The 16,826-nt window shown below is 68.9% G+C and carries 13 protein-coding genes and 2 riboswitches; of the genes, 4 read left to right on the forward strand and 9 right to left on the reverse strand.

Features of this window, described 5'->3' with window-relative positions; translation table 11 throughout:
- Nucleotides 1–226: 226 nt before the first annotated feature.
- The 6 genes from gcvP to ACT54X_RS27595 all read right to left on the reverse strand — a co-directional run bounded on the left by gcvP (nucleotide 227) and on the right by ACT54X_RS27595 (nucleotide 8,140).
- Nucleotides 227–3,124 carry an aminomethyl-transferring glycine dehydrogenase gene (gene gcvP, locus ACT54X_RS27570; protein ID WP_476349766.1) on the reverse strand — a complete coding sequence of 966 codons (2,898 nt, stop codon included), beginning with the start codon at nucleotides 3,122–3,124 and terminating at the stop codon, nucleotides 227–229.
- Between the two features lie 186 nt (nucleotides 3,125–3,310).
- Nucleotides 3,311–3,691 carry a glycine cleavage system protein GcvH gene (gene gcvH / locus ACT54X_RS27575; protein WP_294378189.1) on the reverse strand — a complete coding sequence of 127 codons (381 nt, stop codon included), beginning with the start codon at nucleotides 3,689–3,691 and terminating at the stop codon, nucleotides 3,311–3,313.
- Between the two features lie 176 nt (nucleotides 3,692–3,867).
- Nucleotides 3,868–5,013: a glycine cleavage system aminomethyltransferase GcvT gene (gcvT, locus tag ACT54X_RS27580; RefSeq protein WP_476349768.1), complete on the reverse strand. Its 1,146-nt coding sequence runs from the start codon at nucleotides 5,011–5,013 to the stop codon at nucleotides 3,868–3,870.
- A gap of 42 nt (nucleotides 5,014–5,055) precedes the next feature.
- Nucleotides 5,056–5,163: riboswitch (glycine riboswitch) on the reverse strand.
- Nucleotides 5,164–5,175: 12 nt separating this feature from the next.
- A riboswitch (glycine riboswitch) is annotated at nucleotides 5,176–5,272 on the reverse strand.
- A gap of 46 nt (nucleotides 5,273–5,318) precedes the next feature.
- Nucleotides 5,319–6,596 (reverse strand): TRAP transporter large permease, encoded by a 1,278-nt coding sequence (locus tag ACT54X_RS27585; RefSeq protein ID WP_476349770.1) that lies wholly within the window; start codon nucleotides 6,594–6,596, stop codon nucleotides 5,319–5,321.
- Nucleotides 6,593–7,087, reverse strand: coding sequence for a TRAP transporter small permease (locus tag ACT54X_RS27590; RefSeq protein WP_476349772.1), 495 nt, complete (start codon nucleotides 7,085–7,087; stop codon nucleotides 6,593–6,595). The genes ACT54X_RS27585 and ACT54X_RS27590 overlap by 4 nt, the downstream gene beginning before the upstream one ends.
- A gap of 78 nt (nucleotides 7,088–7,165) precedes the next feature.
- Entirely contained in the window at nucleotides 7,166–8,140 is a 975-nt protein-coding gene (locus ACT54X_RS27595; protein WP_476349774.1) for a TRAP transporter substrate-binding protein, read from the reverse strand.
- A 281-nt stretch (nucleotides 8,141–8,421) separates the two neighbouring features.
- On the opposite strand from ACT54X_RS27595, the gene ACT54X_RS27600 reads away from it, so the two are divergent.
- The gene (locus tag ACT54X_RS27600; RefSeq protein ID WP_476349776.1) at nucleotides 8,422–9,723 is read left to right on the forward strand and encodes an MFS transporter; all 1,302 of its coding nucleotides are present in this window, start codon (nucleotides 8,422–8,424) and stop codon (nucleotides 9,721–9,723) included.
- An 86-nt stretch (nucleotides 9,724–9,809) separates the two neighbouring features.
- Here ACT54X_RS27600 and ACT54X_RS27605 read toward each other — a convergent pair whose 3' ends face one another.
- The gene (locus ACT54X_RS27605) at nucleotides 9,810–11,513 is read right to left on the reverse strand and encodes an electron transfer flavoprotein-ubiquinone oxidoreductase (RefSeq protein ID WP_476349778.1); all 1,704 of its coding nucleotides are present in this window, start codon (nucleotides 11,511–11,513) and stop codon (nucleotides 9,810–9,812) included.
- 162 nt (nucleotides 11,514–11,675) lie between these two features.
- Here ACT54X_RS27605 and ACT54X_RS27610 point away from each other — a divergent pair, with 162 nt between their 5' ends.
- Nucleotides 11,676–12,098: an acyl-CoA thioesterase gene (locus tag ACT54X_RS27610; RefSeq protein ID WP_476349780.1), complete on the forward strand. Its 423-nt coding sequence runs from the start codon at nucleotides 11,676–11,678 to the stop codon at nucleotides 12,096–12,098.
- A gap of 2 nt (nucleotides 12,099–12,100) precedes the next feature.
- Here the strand turns inward: ACT54X_RS27610 and ACT54X_RS27615 are convergent, their stop codons facing one another.
- Nucleotides 12,101–13,387: an ATP-binding protein gene (locus tag ACT54X_RS27615; RefSeq protein WP_476349834.1), complete on the reverse strand. Its 1,287-nt coding sequence runs from the start codon at nucleotides 13,385–13,387 to the stop codon at nucleotides 12,101–12,103.
- A 140-nt stretch (nucleotides 13,388–13,527) separates the two neighbouring features.
- Nucleotides 13,528–14,223, reverse strand: coding sequence for a response regulator transcription factor (locus tag ACT54X_RS27620; protein ID WP_354321755.1), 696 nt, complete (start codon nucleotides 14,221–14,223; stop codon nucleotides 13,528–13,530).
- A gap of 103 nt (nucleotides 14,224–14,326) precedes the next feature.
- On the opposite strand from ACT54X_RS27620, the gene ACT54X_RS27625 reads away from it, so the two are divergent.
- Complete coding sequence (locus ACT54X_RS27625) at nucleotides 14,327–15,025, forward strand: phosphatase PAP2 family protein (RefSeq protein WP_354321754.1); 699 nt, start codon at nucleotides 14,327–14,329, stop codon at nucleotides 15,023–15,025.
- 46 nt (nucleotides 15,026–15,071) lie between these two features.
- Complete coding sequence (locus ACT54X_RS27630) at nucleotides 15,072–16,787, forward strand: phosphoethanolamine transferase (protein ID WP_476349783.1); 1,716 nt, start codon at nucleotides 15,072–15,074, stop codon at nucleotides 16,785–16,787.
- Nucleotides 16,788–16,826 lie beyond the last annotated feature (39 nt).

Here is a 16,826-nt window from a genome sequence, read left to right on the forward strand (position 1 = left end):
AGTTCTGCCGCGGCCCGTCTGTCCGAGCACCGGAGGGGAGTCGGCGCGCAGCGCCGACCGCCCCACTTGAAGCGCCGCCACGCCCTCACCGGCGCCAGGGCCGGACCATCGCGCACACACTTCGAAGCCCAAAGCCCAAAGCCCAAAGCCAACAAACACCGCGCACAACAGCGCCGAGATCGCCCGTCACGGGTGCCGACAGTGGCCGCTCCGGATCAACCCAGTCCTAGGCCGATTCGTCCTGCAGTTCGTTCACCGGCACGCAGCTGCAGAACAGGTTCCGGTCGCCATAGACGTTGTCCACCCGCCCGACCGGCGGCCAGTACTTGGCCTGCTTGAGGGTGGCCAGCGGAAAGGCCGCCACCTCGCGGGAGTAGGGATGCGCCCAGTCGGTCGCCACCAGCGTGGCTGCCGTGTGCGGCGCGTTCTTCAGCGGGTTGTCCTCGCGCGGCCATACGCCTTCCTCGATGCGACGGATCTCACCGCGGATGGCGATCATGGCCTCGATGAAGCGGTCCAGCTCGGCCAGCGGCTCGCTCTCGGTGGGCTCCACCATCAGCGTGTTGGCCACCGGGAAGCTCAGCGTCGGCGCATGGAAGCCGTAGTCGATCAGGCGCTTGGCCACGTCCTCGGCCATCACGCCGCTGCTCTCCTTCAGGCCGCGCAGGTCCAGGATGCATTCGTGGGCCACATGGCCGTTGGCGCTGGCGTAGAGCGTGGGGTAGTGGTCGGCGAGGCGTGCGCTGATGTAGTTGGCGTTGAGGATGGCCGTTTCGGTGGCCTGCTTCAGCCCCTCGGCGCCCATCATGCGGATGTACATCCAGCTGATCGGCAGCACGGCGGCGTTGCCGAAGGGCGCGGCGGACACCGCCCCCACGGTCGCCGGCTTGCCGCCCGTCGCATGGCCGGGGAGGAAGGGCACCAGGTCCTCCACCACGCACACCGGACCCACGCCGGGGCCGCCGCCACCGTGGGGAATGCAGAAGGTCTTGTGCAGGTTCAGGTGGCTCACGTCCCCGCCGAAGTCGCCGGGCGCCGCCACGCCCACCAGCGCGTTCATGTTGGCGCCGTCCACGTACACGCGGCCGCCGTGGGCATGCACGATCTCGCACAGCTCCTTCACTCGCGTCTCGAACACGCCATGCGTGCTGGGGTAGGTGATCATGATGCAGGCCAGCTTGTCGCCGTGCTTCTCGCAGGCGCGCTTCAGGTCGTCGATGTCGACGTTGCCGTTGGCGTCGCAGGCCGTCACCACCACCTGCATGCCCGCCATCTGCGCGCTGGCCGGGTTGGTGCCGTGCGCGGAGGAGGGGATCAGGCAGATGTTGCGGTGGCTGTCGCCGCGGCTCTCGTGCCAGGCCTTGATGGCCAGCAGGCCGGCGTACTCGCCCTGGCTGCCGGCATTGGGCTGCAGGCTGATGCCGGCATAGCCCGTGGCCTGGCACAGCCAGTCGCGCAGTTGCGCGTCGAGTTCGGCATAGCCGGCCAGTTGCCCGGCGGGCGCAAAGGGATGCACATCGGCGAACTCGGGCCAGGTGATGGGGATCATCTCGCTGGTCGCGTTGAGCTTCATCGTGCAGCTGCCCAGCGGGATCATGCTGCGGTCCAGCGCGAGGTCCTTGTCGGAGAGGCTGCGGATGTAGCGCAGCATGGCCGTCTCGCTGAGGTGCGTGTTGAAGACCGGGTGCGTCAGGAAGGCACTGGTGCGCCGCAGGCTGGCGGGAATCAGCGAGGGCAGCTCGGCTTCGAAGTCCTCCACGCGCGGCAGCGCCTGGCCGTCGGCGGCGAAGGCCTGCCAGATCAGCGCCAGGTCGGCGCGGGTCGTGGTTTCGTCCAGGGCGATGCAGAGGTATTCGCCGAAGTACACGCGCAGGTTGAGGCCCAGCGACAGGGCCTTCGCCAGGATCGCCTGGGTCTGGTCCTTGGTGTGCAGCGACAACGTGTCGAAGCTGGGCACCTCGCGCAGCGGCGCGCCCAGTTGCTTCAGACCCGCGGCCAGGATGGCGGTATAGGCGGCCACGCGGCGTGCAATGCGCGTCAGCCCGGCGGGGCCGTGGTAGACGGCATACATGCTGGCCACGACGGCCGGCAGCACCTGCGCCGTGCAGATGTTGGAGGTGGCCTTCTCGCGGCGGATGTGCTGCTCGCGCGTCTGCAGGGCCAGGCGGTAGGCGGGCGAGCCGTGGCTGTCCACGCTCACGCCCACCAGCCGGCCGGGCAGCGAGCGCTTGAACTCGTCGCGGCAGGCCATGAAGGCCGCGTGCGGGCCGCCGGCGCCCATGGGCATGCCGAAGCGCTGGGTGCTGCCGACCACGATGTCGGCGCCCCATTCGCCGGGCGGCGCGATCAGCGTCAGGGCCAGCAGGTCGGTGGCGACGATCAGCGCGGCCTGCTTGCCGTGGATCAGCTCGGCGTCGGCGCGCAGGTCGTCGATGCGGCCGCTGGTGGCGGGGTACTGCGCCAGCACGGCGAAGTAGTCGCCGGCTAGCAGATCGTTCCATTGCTGCAGTGAGTTGGCCAGCACCACCTCGATGCCCAGCGGCGCAGCGCGGGTCTGGATCACCTCGATGGTCTGCGGATGCGCGTCGCCGGCAACGACGAAGCGGCTGCTCTTGCTCTTGACGCTGCGCTTGGCCAGGGTCATGGCCTCGGCGGCGGCGGTGGCCTCGTCCAGCATCGAGGCATTGGCAATGGCCATGCCGGTCAGGTCGGTGACCATGGTCTGGAAGTTGACCAGCGCCTCCATGCGGCCCTGGCTGATCTCGGCCTGGTAGGGCGTGTAGGCGGTGTACCAGGCGGGGTTCTCCAGCACGTTGCGCAGGATGACGCCTGGCGTGTGCGTGCCGTGGTAGCCCTGGCCGATGAAGCTCTTCACGCGCTGGTTCTTCGATGCGATGGCCTTCAACTCGGCCAGCGCCACGGCCTCGGTCACCGCCGGCGGCAGCTGCATCGGCTGGCTCCGGCGGATCGAGGGCGGCACGATGCTGTCGATGAGCTGCGCGCGCGAGCTTTCTCCCACGGTGGCCAGCATGCGCGCCTCGGCTTCGGCGTCGGGGCCGATATGGCGGGCGATGAATTCGGTGGGGTTCTCGAGGTCGCGCAGGGAGGGGGCGGAAGAGCTCATGGCAGCGAACCGGCGGGGTGGTGGGAAGAAGAGAAAAAAAGAGGGGCTCTCGCACAGCGGGAGCTCTGGGCCGTGGGAAATGGAAGCGCGGAGGGTGAAGGAGAGGCCGTGGCCCTCACCCCGACCCTCTCCCAGAGGGAGAGGGAGTGATGCCAGCGCGTCCACGCGAACGCGCCGGCGGGGGCCTCAGGCGCCTTCGGTGAACTTGGCGTAGCCCGGCTCGTCCATCAGCTGGTCGAACTCGGCCATGTCCTTGTCCTGCAGCAGCACCTTGAAGAACCAGCCGGCGCCCATCGGGTCGCTGTTGGCCAGCGAGGGGTCGGCGCGCAATGCTTCGTTGACCTCGACGACTTCACCGGTCACGGGCATGTAGATGTCGGCGGCCGCCTTGACGGACTCGACCACGCCGGCCACTTCGCCCTGCTTGAAGGTCTTGCCCACCTCGGGCAGGTCGACGAAGACCACGTCACCGAGCGCTTCCTGCGCATGCACGGTGATGCCGACGGTGGCGGCTTCGTGATCGGCGATCTCGATCCACTCGTGGTCCTTGGAGTAGTGAATGGTCATGCGGGGCTCCTGAAAGAAGAAGAGGGGGATTGAATGAAAAGGTCGAGCGACGAGTATCAGCGCAGGGCGGGGCGGCTGCGTGTACGCCCCGGGCGCAGGCGCGTCGGCATTTGTCTGACGGCACGGACGCGGTGCGGCATGTCGGAACGCAGGCGGAGAGGGGCGCGCGCAGCGGCTCAGCCGCGGTAGTAGCGTGCCGGCACGAAGGGCATGGGAACGACCTCCATCGGCACCGGCTTGCCGCGCACCAGGGCGTCGATGCGGGTGCCGACAACGGCGTGGGCCGTATCGACGTACGCCATGGCGATGGGCCGGTCGACCGTGGGCGCCAGCAGGCCGCTGGTCACCTCGCCGATGGCTGCGCCGCCGGGCACATGCAGGGCCGTGTGCTCGCGCACCGGCACGCGCTCCAGCGCCACCAGGCCGACGCGGCGGCGGGCGACCGGGGCGCTGCCGTCCAGCTGGGCCAGCACCTTGTCCGCGCCCGGGAAGCCGCCTGCGCGTTCGCCGCCCGTGCGGCGCACTTTCTGGATGGCCCAGGTGAGCGCGGCCTCGACGGGCGTGGTCGTGGTGTCGATGTCGTTGCCGTAGAGGCACAGGCCGGCTTCCAGCCGCAGCGAGTTGCGGGCCCCCAGGCCGATGGGCGCCACCTCGGGCTGGGCCAGCAGCAGGCGGGCCAGGCGCTCGGCGTCGGCGGCGGCGACGGAGATCTCGAAGCCGTCCTCGCCGGTGTAGCCGCTGCGGGTGGCGAAGACCGGGATGCCGCCGATGGCCATGGCGCCGCCGGTCATGAACACGTGGCGCTCGCTGCCCGGCGCCAGCCGCGTCATCACGGCCGCCGCCTGCGGGCCCTGCAGCGCCAACAGTGCGTGATCCGGCAGGGGCTGCACCGTGCAGCGCCGGCCGATGCGGGCCTGGATATGGGCGATGTCGGCCGCCTTGCAGGCGCCGTTGACGATGACGAAGAAGGAATCGCCGCCCTCGTTGAAGAACATCAGGTCGTCGAGGATGCCGCCTGCGTCGTCCAGCAGCAGACCGTAGCGCTGCTTGCCGGGTGCCAGGCCGATGACGTCCACCGGCATCAGCGTCTCCAGCGCCGCGGCGGCTTCGGGGCCCGAGACGCGCAGCTGTCCCATGTGCGAAATGTCGAACAGCCCGGCGGCGGTGCGCGTGTGGCGGTGCTCGGCGATCAGGCCGGCGGAGTACTGCACCGGCATCGAATAGCCGGCAAAGGGCACCATGCGGGCGCCGAGTTCGACATGCAGGCCGCGCAGCGGGGTGTCAAGAAGGGGTGTGGCAGGAGAGGGGGCAGCAGCGGACATGGGCATCTCACGGGGTGTACAGCGCCACGACGGCTGTCGTGGTCCACCCCGGCTGTCCGCTTTACCTGAGAGATTCACCCCGCGATGGGGGCTTGCTCCTTCGGTGGACGCGCGGCCTGGGCCGCGACGCCTCTCTCCAGCAGGGAAACGCCCCGAACCCGGGGCGTGCCGCCAGTCCTTTTGCCTGAGCGTTCGGAACTCGTCGAGTCCTGCGCCTTCGGCGGCCCCGTCGCGCGGGGCTCTCTCCTGACGAAGCGCGCAGTGTAAGGGACAAGGCGCGCGTCGCGGACGCTATCTGAAGCCGCTCAGCGCCCGTACACCAGGTCACGCAGGCCCAGCGACACCGCCGGCACGTAGGTGATGACCATCAGGCAGGCCAGCACCACCAGGATGAACGGGATCAGCCGCGTCACGATCTTGTCGAGCGAGATGCGCGCCACGGTGCAGGCGGCGAACAGGTTGACGCCGAAGGGCGGGGTGATCATGCCCAGCGCCAGGTTCACCACCATGATCAGCCCGAAGTGCACCGGATCGATGCCGAAGTGCTGGGCCACGGGCGCGAGGATGGGGGCGAGCACGATGATGGCGGCGCTGGTCTCGATGAACATGCCGATCACGAACAGCGCCGCGTTGACGCCGAGCAGGAACATGGTGGGCGACTGCAGCACCGCCTCCAGCCAGTGGCCGATGGCCTCGGGCACGCCGGCGCGGGTGATCAGGAAGGCGAACAACCCCGCATTGGCGATGATGAACATGATCACGGCCGAGGACAGCACCGACTTGCGCAGGATGGCGTAGAGGTCCGGCAGGCGGATCTCGCGGTAGATCACCATGCCGACGACCAGCGCGTAGAACACCGCCACGGCCGACGCTTCGGTGGGCGTGAACACGCCGCCATAGATGCCCCCTAGGATGATCACCGGCATCAGCAGCGCCCAGCCGGCCTGCCACAGCGCACGGCCGAAGGGCATGCGGCCCTCGCCATCGTTCTTGCCCCAGCCCTTCCATTTGCAGTAGACCCACACGAAGAGCATCAGCGCCCCGCTGATCAGCAGGCCCGGGCCGAAGCCGGCGATGAACAGCTCGCCGATCGACACCTCGGCGCTCACGCCGTACAGGATCATGGGGATCGAAGGCGGAATGATCACGCCCAGTTCGGCGCTCGTCGCCTGCAGCGCCGCCGCGTAGTTGGTCGGATAGCCATGCTTGATGAGCGCCGGGATCAGGATGGCGCCGATGGCGAAGGTGGTGGCCACCGACGAGCCCGACACCGCCGCGAAGATCATGCAGGTCAGCACGCAGGTCATGGGCAGGCCGCCCTGGATGCCGCCCACGATGCTCTTGGCGAACTCCACCAGCCGCCGGGAGATGCCGCCGGTCTCCATCAGGTTGCCCGCCAGGATGAAGAAGGGAATGGCCGCCAGCGGAAACTTGTTGATCGAGTTGAAGATCTCCTTGGCGGAGATCAGCATGTTGGCGCCGTTGACCTGGATGCCGACGATGGACGCGAGGCCGATGGACACCGCCACCGACACCGACAGCGCGAAGCACAGCACCATCGTGCCGACCATGATGGGGGTCATTGCGCGGTCTCCAGTTCGAGGCGCTTGGGGTCGAGGTAGTTGCCCACGATGCCGAAGATCGAGAACGCGGCGCCGACGGGCAGCGCCAGGTAGGCCCACACCATCGACAGGCTTTCGAGCCCCGCCATCGACTGCACCCGGCCGCGCATCGCGTAGTCGAAGCCCCACCACAGGATGACGGCGATCAGGGCCAGGGCCGCCAGGCTAACCGCCGCGTCGAGCAGGCGGCGCACGCGCGGCGGGCTCCAGCGGTAGAGCACGTCCACGCTCACCATCGCGCCCTGGCGGAAGGCCATGGGAATGCCCAGGAACACCATCCAGATCAGGCTGATGCGGATCAGGATCTCGCTCCACTCGGCCGGCTGCTCCAGCACGAAGCGGGTGACGATCTGGAACATGCCGAGCGACGCGGCCACCACCAGCATCAGGCAGGCCAGCGCCATGGACAGTGCGGTGGTCCGGCGTTCGAAGGCCAGGAACTTGTCTTTCATCTCACAGGCGTTTCTTGGGAATGAAAAAGCCCGCCGGCGGGGGCGGGCCAAAGGCGCAGGCGTGTTGCCGAGGCGCGGTCAGGGCTGGTAGTTGCGGATGCGGTCCAGGTTGGCCTTGCCGAAGTCCTTCTCGAACTGGGCCTGGGCCGGGGCGAGCGCCGCCACGAACTTGGCCTTGTCGAGGTTGTCGATCACCGTCATGCCCTTGGCACGCAGGTCGGCCACGCCCCGGGCGTCGTCCTCGTCCACGCGGGCGCGGTTGGCCTTGGCGGCCTCCTTGGCGGCGTCCAGGAAGGCCTGTTGGTCGGCCGGTGCGAGCTTGTCGAACACGCCCTTGTTCATCACGAAGATGCAGGGCGAGTAGACATGGCCCGTGAGCGACAGGTGCTTCTGTACCTGGTCGAACTTGGCCGAGATGATCACGGGCAGCGGATTTTCCTGGCCGTCCACCGTGCCCTGCTGCAGGGCGGTGAAGACCTCGGGGAAGGCCATGGGCGTGGTGATGATGCCGAAGGTCTTGTACGCAGCGATATGGACCGGGTTCTCCATCGTGCGCATCTTCAGGCCCTTGAGGTCCTCGGGGGCCTTCACGTCGCGCTTGCTGTTCGTCATGTGGCGGAAGCCGTTCTCGGCCCAGGCCAACGCCTTGAAGCCCTTGGCGTCGAACTTCTTCAGCAGGTCCTGCCCGATGGGGCCGTCGAGCACGGCGCGCGCATGGGCCTTGTCGCGGAACAGGAAGGGCACGTCCAGGATCTTGGTCTCGGGCACGAAGTTGGGCACCGGACCGGTGGACGAGAAGGCCAGCTCCTGCGTGCCCAGTTGCACCGCCTCGATGGATTCGCGTTCGCCACCCAAGGCACCGTTGTAAAAGGTCTGGACCTTGTAGCGCCCGTTGGTGCGCTTCTCGACTTCCTTGGCGAAGGTGTCGATGGCCACGCCCTGGTGTGAGTTCTGCGCGACCGAGATGCTGATCTTCATGGTGGTCTGCGCCAGCGCGGCGCAGGCCATGCCGAGGCCCAGTGCAAGGCCGGCGGCCAGGCGGGTGAGTTTCATGGGGGAGTCTCCTGATTCGCTGCAGCAAGGCGGCTGGATTGCCCAGCGCCTGAAGGGATCCTGACTATGCCCCGCAGCCCCCGCCCAGCGAGTCGGGACTTTCACGGACGGAGCGTCCGCGGACACCGCGTCGCCCGGTCGTGCAGGCGACAGGCCGCTCCCGGGGGCTGACCGAGGGCTGACGCCATCCGCACGCCGGGCGCGCCGCGCGCCCATACTGTCCGACGCGCCCGCAGCAGCAAGCGCGCGGCCGCGCATCCGACGGCAAGAGGAGACAACGCATGGAAGACATCGCACGGCGCACCGTGTCCAAGCTGAGCTGGCGGCTGCTGCCGCTGCTCATGGTCAGCTACTTCATCGCCTACCTGGACCGGGTCAACCTGGGCTTCGCGGGCGCCTCGATGTCCAAGGATCTGGGCTTCACCAGCACCGTGTTCGGCAATGCCGCCGGCATCTTCTTCGTTGCCTACTTCCTGCTCGAGGTGCCGAGCAACCTGGCACTGGAGCGCTTCGGCGCGCGGCGCTGGATCGCCCGCATCATGCTCAGCTGGGGCGTGCTGTCGGCCATCCAGGCCGGCGTGGGCGGCGCCACCAGCTTCAACCTCGTGCGCTTCCTGCTGGGCGCGGCCGAAGCGGGCTTCTTTCCCGGCGTCCTCTTCTACCTGACGCTCTGGTTCCCGGCGGCGTACCGGGCGCGCATCGTGGGCTGGTTCATGTTCGCGGTGCCCATTTCCACGGTGATCGGCTCGCCCATTTCGGGCTACATCCTCAACATGGAAGGCGCGATGGGCCTGCACGGCTGGCAGTGGCTGTTCATCCTGGAGGCGCTGCCGGCGCTGGTGCTGGCCGGGGTGGTGCTGGCCTGCCTGCCCGACGGGCCGGCCGACGCCAAGTGGCTGACGAGCGAGGAGCGCCAGTGGCTCACGACCACGCTGGCCGCCGAGCGCCGCAACCGCGAGGCGCTGCATGCCATCTCCTGGACGCAGTCGCTGCGCAACTGGCGCGTCATCGCCATGGGCTTCATCTACATGGGCATCACGGTGCCGCTGTACGGCCTGGGCTTCTTCCTGCCGCAGATCATCAAGGGCTTCGGCGGGCTGGGCAATGTGGAGGTCGGCTTCGTCAACGCCTTCCCCTACCTGGTGGGCGCCATCGCCATGCTGTTCTGGTCGCGCGCCTCGGACGCGCGGCGCGAGCGCAAGGCCTTCCTGCTGATTCCGCTGGCCTGCATCTTCGTCGGGCTGGTGGCCGCGGCCAACATCGCGGCGCCGGTGCCCAAGATGGCGGCGGTGACGCTGGCCGCGTTCGGCATCTTCAGCGCGCTGCCGGTGTTCTGGACCTTTCCCACTGCCATCCTGAGCGGCGTGGCCGCGGCGGCGGGCATCGCATGGATCAATGCCATCGGCAACCTCGGCGGCTACATCGGCCCGACGATCTTCGGCATGCTGCGCGACCGCATGGGCAACGACGTGTTCGCGGTCATGTTCCTGGCGCTGCTGTCGGTGCTGGCCTTCGTGCTGGTGCTGCTGGTCGGCCACGACGCGCGGGCCGAGCAGGCGCAGCAGGTGCCGGCGCGCGCCTGAGCTTCGCAGGCGCAGGCCGTGGTGGTCTGCTGCGCGGGCCGTGAACCTGCCAAAAAGAAGAAGGGCGCCGATGGCGCCCTTGCTGCTTACATGCCGGTGTAATTCGGCCCGCCGCCGCCTTCGGGCGTGACCCACACGATGTTCTGCGTCGGGTCTTTGATGTCGCAGGTCTTGCAGTGCACGCAGTTCTGCGCGTTGATCTGCAGCCGCTCCTTGCCGCCGCCGGCGGCTTCGTCGGGCACGAACTCGTACACGCCGGCCGGGCAGTAGCGGCTCTCGGGGCCGGCGTACTGGGGCAGGTTGATGCGCGTGGGCACCGTCGGATCCTTCAGCGTCAGGTGCGCCGGCTGGTTCTCTTCGTGGTTGGTATTGCTGATGAACACCGAGCTCAGGCGGTCGAAGGTGAGCTTGCCGTCGGGCTTGGGGTACGCGATCTTCTTGCACTCGGCCGCCGGCTTCAGACGGGCATGGTCGGCCTCGGTGCGGTGGATGGTCCAGGGGATGTGGCCGCGCAGCACGAACTGCTCGATGCCGGTCATCACCGTGCCCACCGTCAGGCCCTTCTTGAACCACTGCTTGAAGTTGCGGGCCTTGTACAGCTCGGTGTGCAGCCAGCTCTTCTCGAAGGCCTCGGGGTAAGACGACAGTTCGTCGAACTGGCGGCCGGCCTGCACCGCCTCGAAAGCGGCGTCGGCGGCCAGCATGCCGGTCTTGATGGCGGCATGGCTGCCCTTGATGCGGCTGGCATTGAGGTAGCCGGCTTCGCAGCCGATCAGCGCGCCGCCCGGGAACACCGTCTTGGGCAGTGAGAGCAGGCCGCCGGCCGTGATGGCCCGCGCGCCGTACGAGATGCGCTTGGCGGGCTTCAGGCCCTGGTCCTGGCCTTCGAGGTACCAGCGGATGTTGGGGTGCGTCTTGAAGCGCTGGAACTCCTCGAAGGGGCTCAGGTGCGGGTTCTGGTAGTCCAGGCCGACCACGTAGCCGATGATCAGCTGGTTGTTCTCGGCGTGGTAGACGAAGGAGCCGCCGTAGGTGTCGTTGGGCAGCGGCCAGCCGGCGGTGTGGATCGCCAGGCCAGGCTCGTGGCGGGCGGGGTCGATCTCCCACAGCTCCTTGATGCCGATGCCGTAGCTCTGCGGATCGCGGCCGTCGTCGAGCTTGAAGCGGTTGATCAGCTGCCGGCCCAGGTGGCCACGCGCGCCTTCGGCGAACAGCGTGTACTTGGCATGCAGCTCCATGCCGAGCTGGAAGTTCTCGGTCGGCTCGCCGTCCTTGCCGATGCCCAGGTTGCCGGTGGCCACGCCCTTGACCGAGCCGTCCTCGTTGTAGAGCACCTCGGCGGCAGGGAAGCCCGGGAAGATCTCCACGCCCAGCTCCTCGGCCTGCGTCGCGAGCCAGCGCACCACGTTGCCCAGGCTGACGATGTAGTTGCCCTCGTTGTGGAAGTTGGGCGGCAGCATGAAGTTGGGCACGCGCGTCGCACCCGTCTCGCTCATCAGCAGGAAGGTGTCGGCCGTGACCGGCTGGTTCAGCGGTGCGCCCTTGGCCTGCCAGTCGGGGATCAGCTCGGTGAGTGCCCGCGGGTCCATGATGGCGCCCGACAGGATGTGCGCGCCGGGCTCCGAGCCCTTCTCCAGCACCACGACCGAGATCTCCTTTTCGTTGAGCGCCGCAAGCTGCTTCAGGCGGATGGCGGCCGAGAGGCCGGCGGGGCCGCCGCCGACGACGACGACGTCGTACTCCATGGCTTCGCGCGGGCCGAACTGGGCGAGGATCTCTTCTTGTGTCATCGGGTGGGATCGGAGAATGGGTTCGAGGGGGCGCGGCCATGGGGCTGGCACGCCTGTGAAGCACTGCGCATTCTAGAGGTCAGGCCCTGGTCACATAGGCGACGCCAGCCCGGGGAGATACCGCTCCTGATGGGCCCGCGGACGGGCCTACGATGCCATGCCATGCGCATCGAGATTCCCGAACAGAAGAAGCTGGTCTACGAGATGGCAATCCCCATCCGCTGGGGCGACATGGACGCCATGGGCCATCTCAATAACGGCAGCTATTTCCGCTACATGGAGACGGCACGCATCGACTGGATGCGCGCCATCGGCTTCCAGCCCGACCCGAAGGGCGAGGGCATGGTGATCGTCAATGCCTTCTGCAACTTCTACCGCCAGATCGAGTATCCCGGCGACGTGCTGCTGCGCATGTACGTGAGCGATCCGGCGCGCACCACCTTCGAGAGCTGGGCCACCATGGCCCGCGCCGAGGCGCCCGAGGTGATCTGCGCCGCGGGTGGCGCCACGACCATCTGGGTGGACTTTCCGGCGCAGAAGGCCAAGCCCCTGCCGGGCTGGCTGCGCGCCCTGGTCGGCGGCTGAGTTCAGCCGGGCATCGACAGCCGCGCCTCGAAGCCGCGGGCGCGGCCGGGGGGCGGCGACAGGAGCTGCAGCTCGGCCCCCTGGTGCTCGGCGATCGTGGTGACGATGGACAGGCCCAGGCCGTAGCCGGTGCGGTCGTCGGTCTGCCGGACGTGGCGCTCGCGCAGGGCCTGCAGCTTGTCGGGTGCCACGCCCGGGCCGCTGTCGCGCACCAGCACCGTGCGGGGTGCGACCACCTCCAGTTCGACCGCGCCCTCGGGGGCGTAGCGCAGCGCGTTCTCGATCAGGTTGCGCAGGGCGATGGCCAGGGCATCCACGTCACCCTGGACGGGGGACATCGTCTCCTCGGGCACATGCAGGGTGAGCCGTTCGGCGGCGCGGGCGTCCTGCCAGAACTCCTCGGCCACCGCGCCAGCGAGCTTGACCAGGTCGACCGGCCGCCGTGCCAGCGCAGCCCCCGATTCGGCGCGCGAGAGCTGCAGCAGCTTCTCGGCCCGGTGGCTCAGCTGCCGCAGCGAATCGAGCGCAGCCTGTACGTCCTGGCGCGAGAGGCCGTGGTCCAGCGCGGTCTGCAGGCGCAGGCGGGCCGCCGCCAACGGCGTGCGCAGCTCGTGCGCCGCATTGGCGGCCAGCGCGCGCTCCACGTTCAGCGCCTGGGCCAGCCGCTCCAGCAGGTGGTTGACGTCGTCGCACACCGAACGCAGCTCGTGCGGCAGGCCCGCCAGCTCGATGGGCCGCAGGTCGGTGCTGCTGCGGCTGGCGATCTCGTCCGCCAGCGTCTGCAACGGCCGCAGTTCGCGCCGGGCGATGCGCCAGAGCACGAGCCCCAGCAGCGGCAGGGCGGTGATCAGCGGCACCATCAGGCCGAACAGCGTGCGGTCCACCGCCTCGCGCCGTTCGGAGATCGGGTCGGCCACCTGCAGGAAGAGGTCGCGCGTGGGATGCCGGACGGTGTAGATGCGCCAGTCCGGCGTGTCGGCAAAGCCCGGCGCGAGCGGCACGTCGAAGTAGTCGGGCCGTGCGTTGGACGAATGCAGCAGCAGTCGCGTGCCGCCGTCGACCATCTGGTAGACCACTTCGTCCTGGATGAACAGCGGCGCGGGCGCCACCAGCGGCTGCTCGGGCTTCTTGCCGCCGGAGAGGCTGTCGTACTGCTCCACGGCGATGTCGAACATGCGGTGCGACACCTCGACCAGTTCGTTGTCGAAGTTGAAGCTGATCTCGCGGTCCACATACCAGACGACGGCCAGCACGCACAGAAGCCAGATGGCGCCGACGGAGAGGATCAGCGTGCGCGTGAGGCGGGCCGCGAGGGAAGCCCGCTCCGGCCTCGCGTCGGCGTCGGACTGGCCGTCGGTACGCGCGCCCTTCTGGACCGCGGCCCCGCCGGAGGCGACGGGCCGTCCGGCCTCGTCGATGGGACGGGCGCTCACGGGCCCGGCTCCGGACTGGCGTCGGGGGCATCGTCCCCAGGAGCCAGCCGGTAGCCGAGGCCACGCAAGGTCTGGATGTGCGACCGGCCCAGCTTGCGGCGCAGCCGGCTGACGAAGACTTCCAGCGTGTTGCTGTCGGTGTCGTCGTCGAAGCCGTACAGCGCATCGAGCAGGGTCTCCCGGCTGTGGATGCGGTCGGGGCGGCTGGCCATCACGCGCAGCAGCGCCCATTCCTTCTGCGTGAGCGTGACCGGCGCGCCGTGCACGCGGACCTGGTCGTTGCCCAGGTCGATCTCGAGCGAACCCAGGCGGACGGTGGCCGACTCGACGCTGCTGCGCCGGCGCTCCACGGCGCGCAGCCGGGCCAGCAGCTCGGCGGGGTCGTAGGGCTTGATCAGGTAGTCGTCGGCGCCGGCATCCAGGCCCCGGATGCGGTCGCTGACCTGGTCGCGGGCCGTCAGCACGATGACGATGGGCCGCTCGGGCAGGGTGCGCAGGCCGGGCATGAGCATCAACCCGTCGCCGTCGCCCAGGTGCAGGTCGAGCAGCACCGCGGCATAGCGCGCGCTGGCCAGCGCCGCGCGCGCGCCCGCCAGGCTGGGCACCGCATCGACGATGAAGGCCTTCGCACGCAGGTAACTGCAGACGGCGTCGGCGAGGTTGAGGTCGTCTTCGACGAGAAGGATGCGCATGGGGCGGAGTCTAGTGCGGGGCACCGTCCGGGGCCGGCGCCAGCCGCCGAGGTGGGCCGCTTCAGGCTGCATTCACGGCCCGGGCTTAGGCTGCGCGCCGCCCATGGATGCGTCTTCCCGTTCCGTTTCCCCCCTCTGGCCGACACTGGCCGTCACCGCGGCCCTCGTCGGCTGGGACCTGGGGGGCGGCGACCTGTGGCTGGCCAGCCTGCCGGGCACGCCCTTCGGTTTTCCGCTGCGCAGCAACTGGGCACTGGCCAGCCTGATGCACGAAGGGGGCAAGGCGCTCAGCTGGGTTCTGGTGCTGGGGATGCTGGCTGCCGTGTGGCTGCCAATGGGCCCCTGGCGCCGGCTGTCGCGCCCCGAGCGCTGGCAGCTGCTGCTGTCGGTGCTGGCGGCGGTTGGCGCCGTCACCCTGCTCAAGAAGTTCAGCCTGACCAGTTGCCCGTGGGACCTGCGTGTCTTCGGTGGCGTGGCCGAGCATGTCTCGCACTGGCGCTGGGGCGTGGCCGATGGCGGGCCGGGGCACTGCTTTCCGGCGGGCCATGCCTCGGCGGCCTTCGGCTTCGTCGGCGGCTGGTTCGTGTGGCGGCGGCATTCGGCGGCATTCGCCCGGGGATGGCTCATGGCGGTCGTCGTGGCCGGGCTGGTGCTGGGCGTCGGCCAGCAGCTGCGCGGCGCGCACTTTCTGAGCCACACGCTGTGGAGCGGCTGGGCATGCTGGATGGCCGGTTGGGCGGTGGACATGGCCATGACGGGCCGGCGCCGGCGCGCAACTGACGCCAAACTGAACGCAGCCTGAAGAAGAGGTTCAGGGTGACTTCAGTGCCGACACCTACGCTGTCGGCATGCCGTTGATCTCTCCCGCGCCGCGTCTGGGCGCGTATTCCGCGCCCGACTTTGCGGGTCCCCGCGGCTGGCTGTTGCGCGCACGCTCGCCGCGCACGATCGTCCTGGTGCTCACCGCCTACCTGCTGCTGGCAGCGAACTGGCCGCTGTGGATGGAACTCGCCGAACTCGGCCGCGCCCCCAGCCTCTACATGCCCAACATCGTCGGCATGGCCTGGCTGCTGGGCGGCGGTCTGGTGGCGCTGCTGTCGCTCACGGCCTGGTCGCGCTTCATGAAGCCGCTATGGATGCTGCTGGTGGTCGTGGCTGCGGTGGTGCAGCACTACATGGCCACCTACCGGATGGTGATGGACCCGTCCATGGCGCTCAACGTGCTGCAGACCGATCCGGGCGAGGCGCGCGATCTGCTCAGCCTGACGATGGCGCTGCGTGTGCTGGTCGTGGCGGTGCCCGCGATCTGGTGGCTGTGGTGCGTGCCGGTGATCCCGCAGCGGCCGCTGCGTGCGCTTTGGCGCAATGCGGTGCTGTTTGCGGCCGCGGTCGCCGTCACCGTGGGCGGCGGCATGGTCATGTCGCGTCAAATCGCGCCGCTCATGCGCAACCAGCCCCATCTGCGCTACATGATGAATCCGCTGGCCAGCGTGTATTCCTTCGGCATGGCGGCCACGCGCCCCTTGCTGCATCGCAGCCGCAAGCTGGTGCCGATTTCCGGTGGTGCGGCGCTGGGCGCCAGCTATGCGGGGCAGAGCCGGCCGCGCCTGCTGCTGCTGGTGGTGGGCGAGACGGCCCGGGCCGACCACTTCGGCCTCAACGGCTATGCGCGCGACACCACCCCTGCGCTCAAGGCCCGCAACGTGGTGAGCTTCCACGACATGCGTTCCTGCGGCACCAACACCGCCGCGTCGGTGCCCTGCATGTTCTCGCACCTGGGCAAGCAGGACTACGAAGGCCGCAAGCAGGACTACGAGAACCTGCTCGACGTGGTGCAGGCCGCCGGGCTGGCCGTGCTCTGGATCGACAACCAGTCGGGCTGCAAGGGCGTGTGCGAGCGCGTGCCCCATGTCGAGGCCAACGACGCCAAGGAGATTGCGGCCAACCCCACGCTGTGCAGCGGCGACGAATGCCTGGACGACGTGATGCTCAAGGGCCTGGACGCGCGCATCGCCGCCTTGCCGCCCGAGCGCGTGGCGCGCGGCGTGGTGCTGGTGATGCACCAGATCGGCAGCCATGGCCCGGCCTACTTCCGCCGCTCACCGCCGGACGGCAAGCCTTTCCAGCCCGAATGCCGCACCGTGACGCTGTCCGACTGCGCGCACAGCGAGCTGATCAACGCCTACGACAACTCGATCGCACACACGGATCGGTTCCTGGGTGACGCCATCGACTGGCTCAAGGCCCGCCGCAACCGCTTCGACACGGGCATGCTCTACCTCAGCGACCATGGCGAATCGCTGGGCGAGTACGGCCTTTTCCTACACGGTGTGCCCTATGCCTTTGCGCCGGACGTGCAGAAGCACGTGCCCTTCGTGGCCTGGCTCGATGGCGGGCTCGGCGGGCGCACCGGCGTGCGAGACGCCTGCCTGCGCAAGTCGGTGGACATGCCGTTGACGCACGACAACCTGTACCACACCGTCATGGGGCTGGTAGACGTCAAGAGCCCCACCCACAAGCCGACGCTGGATGCCTTCGAAGGGTGCCGGCAGGCGGCCGGCTGATCCCTCCGTGGCAGCCGGTCCGGGCGTTCCGACCCGAAC

This window comes from Pseudacidovorax sp. DMC4, assembly GCF_056314265.1.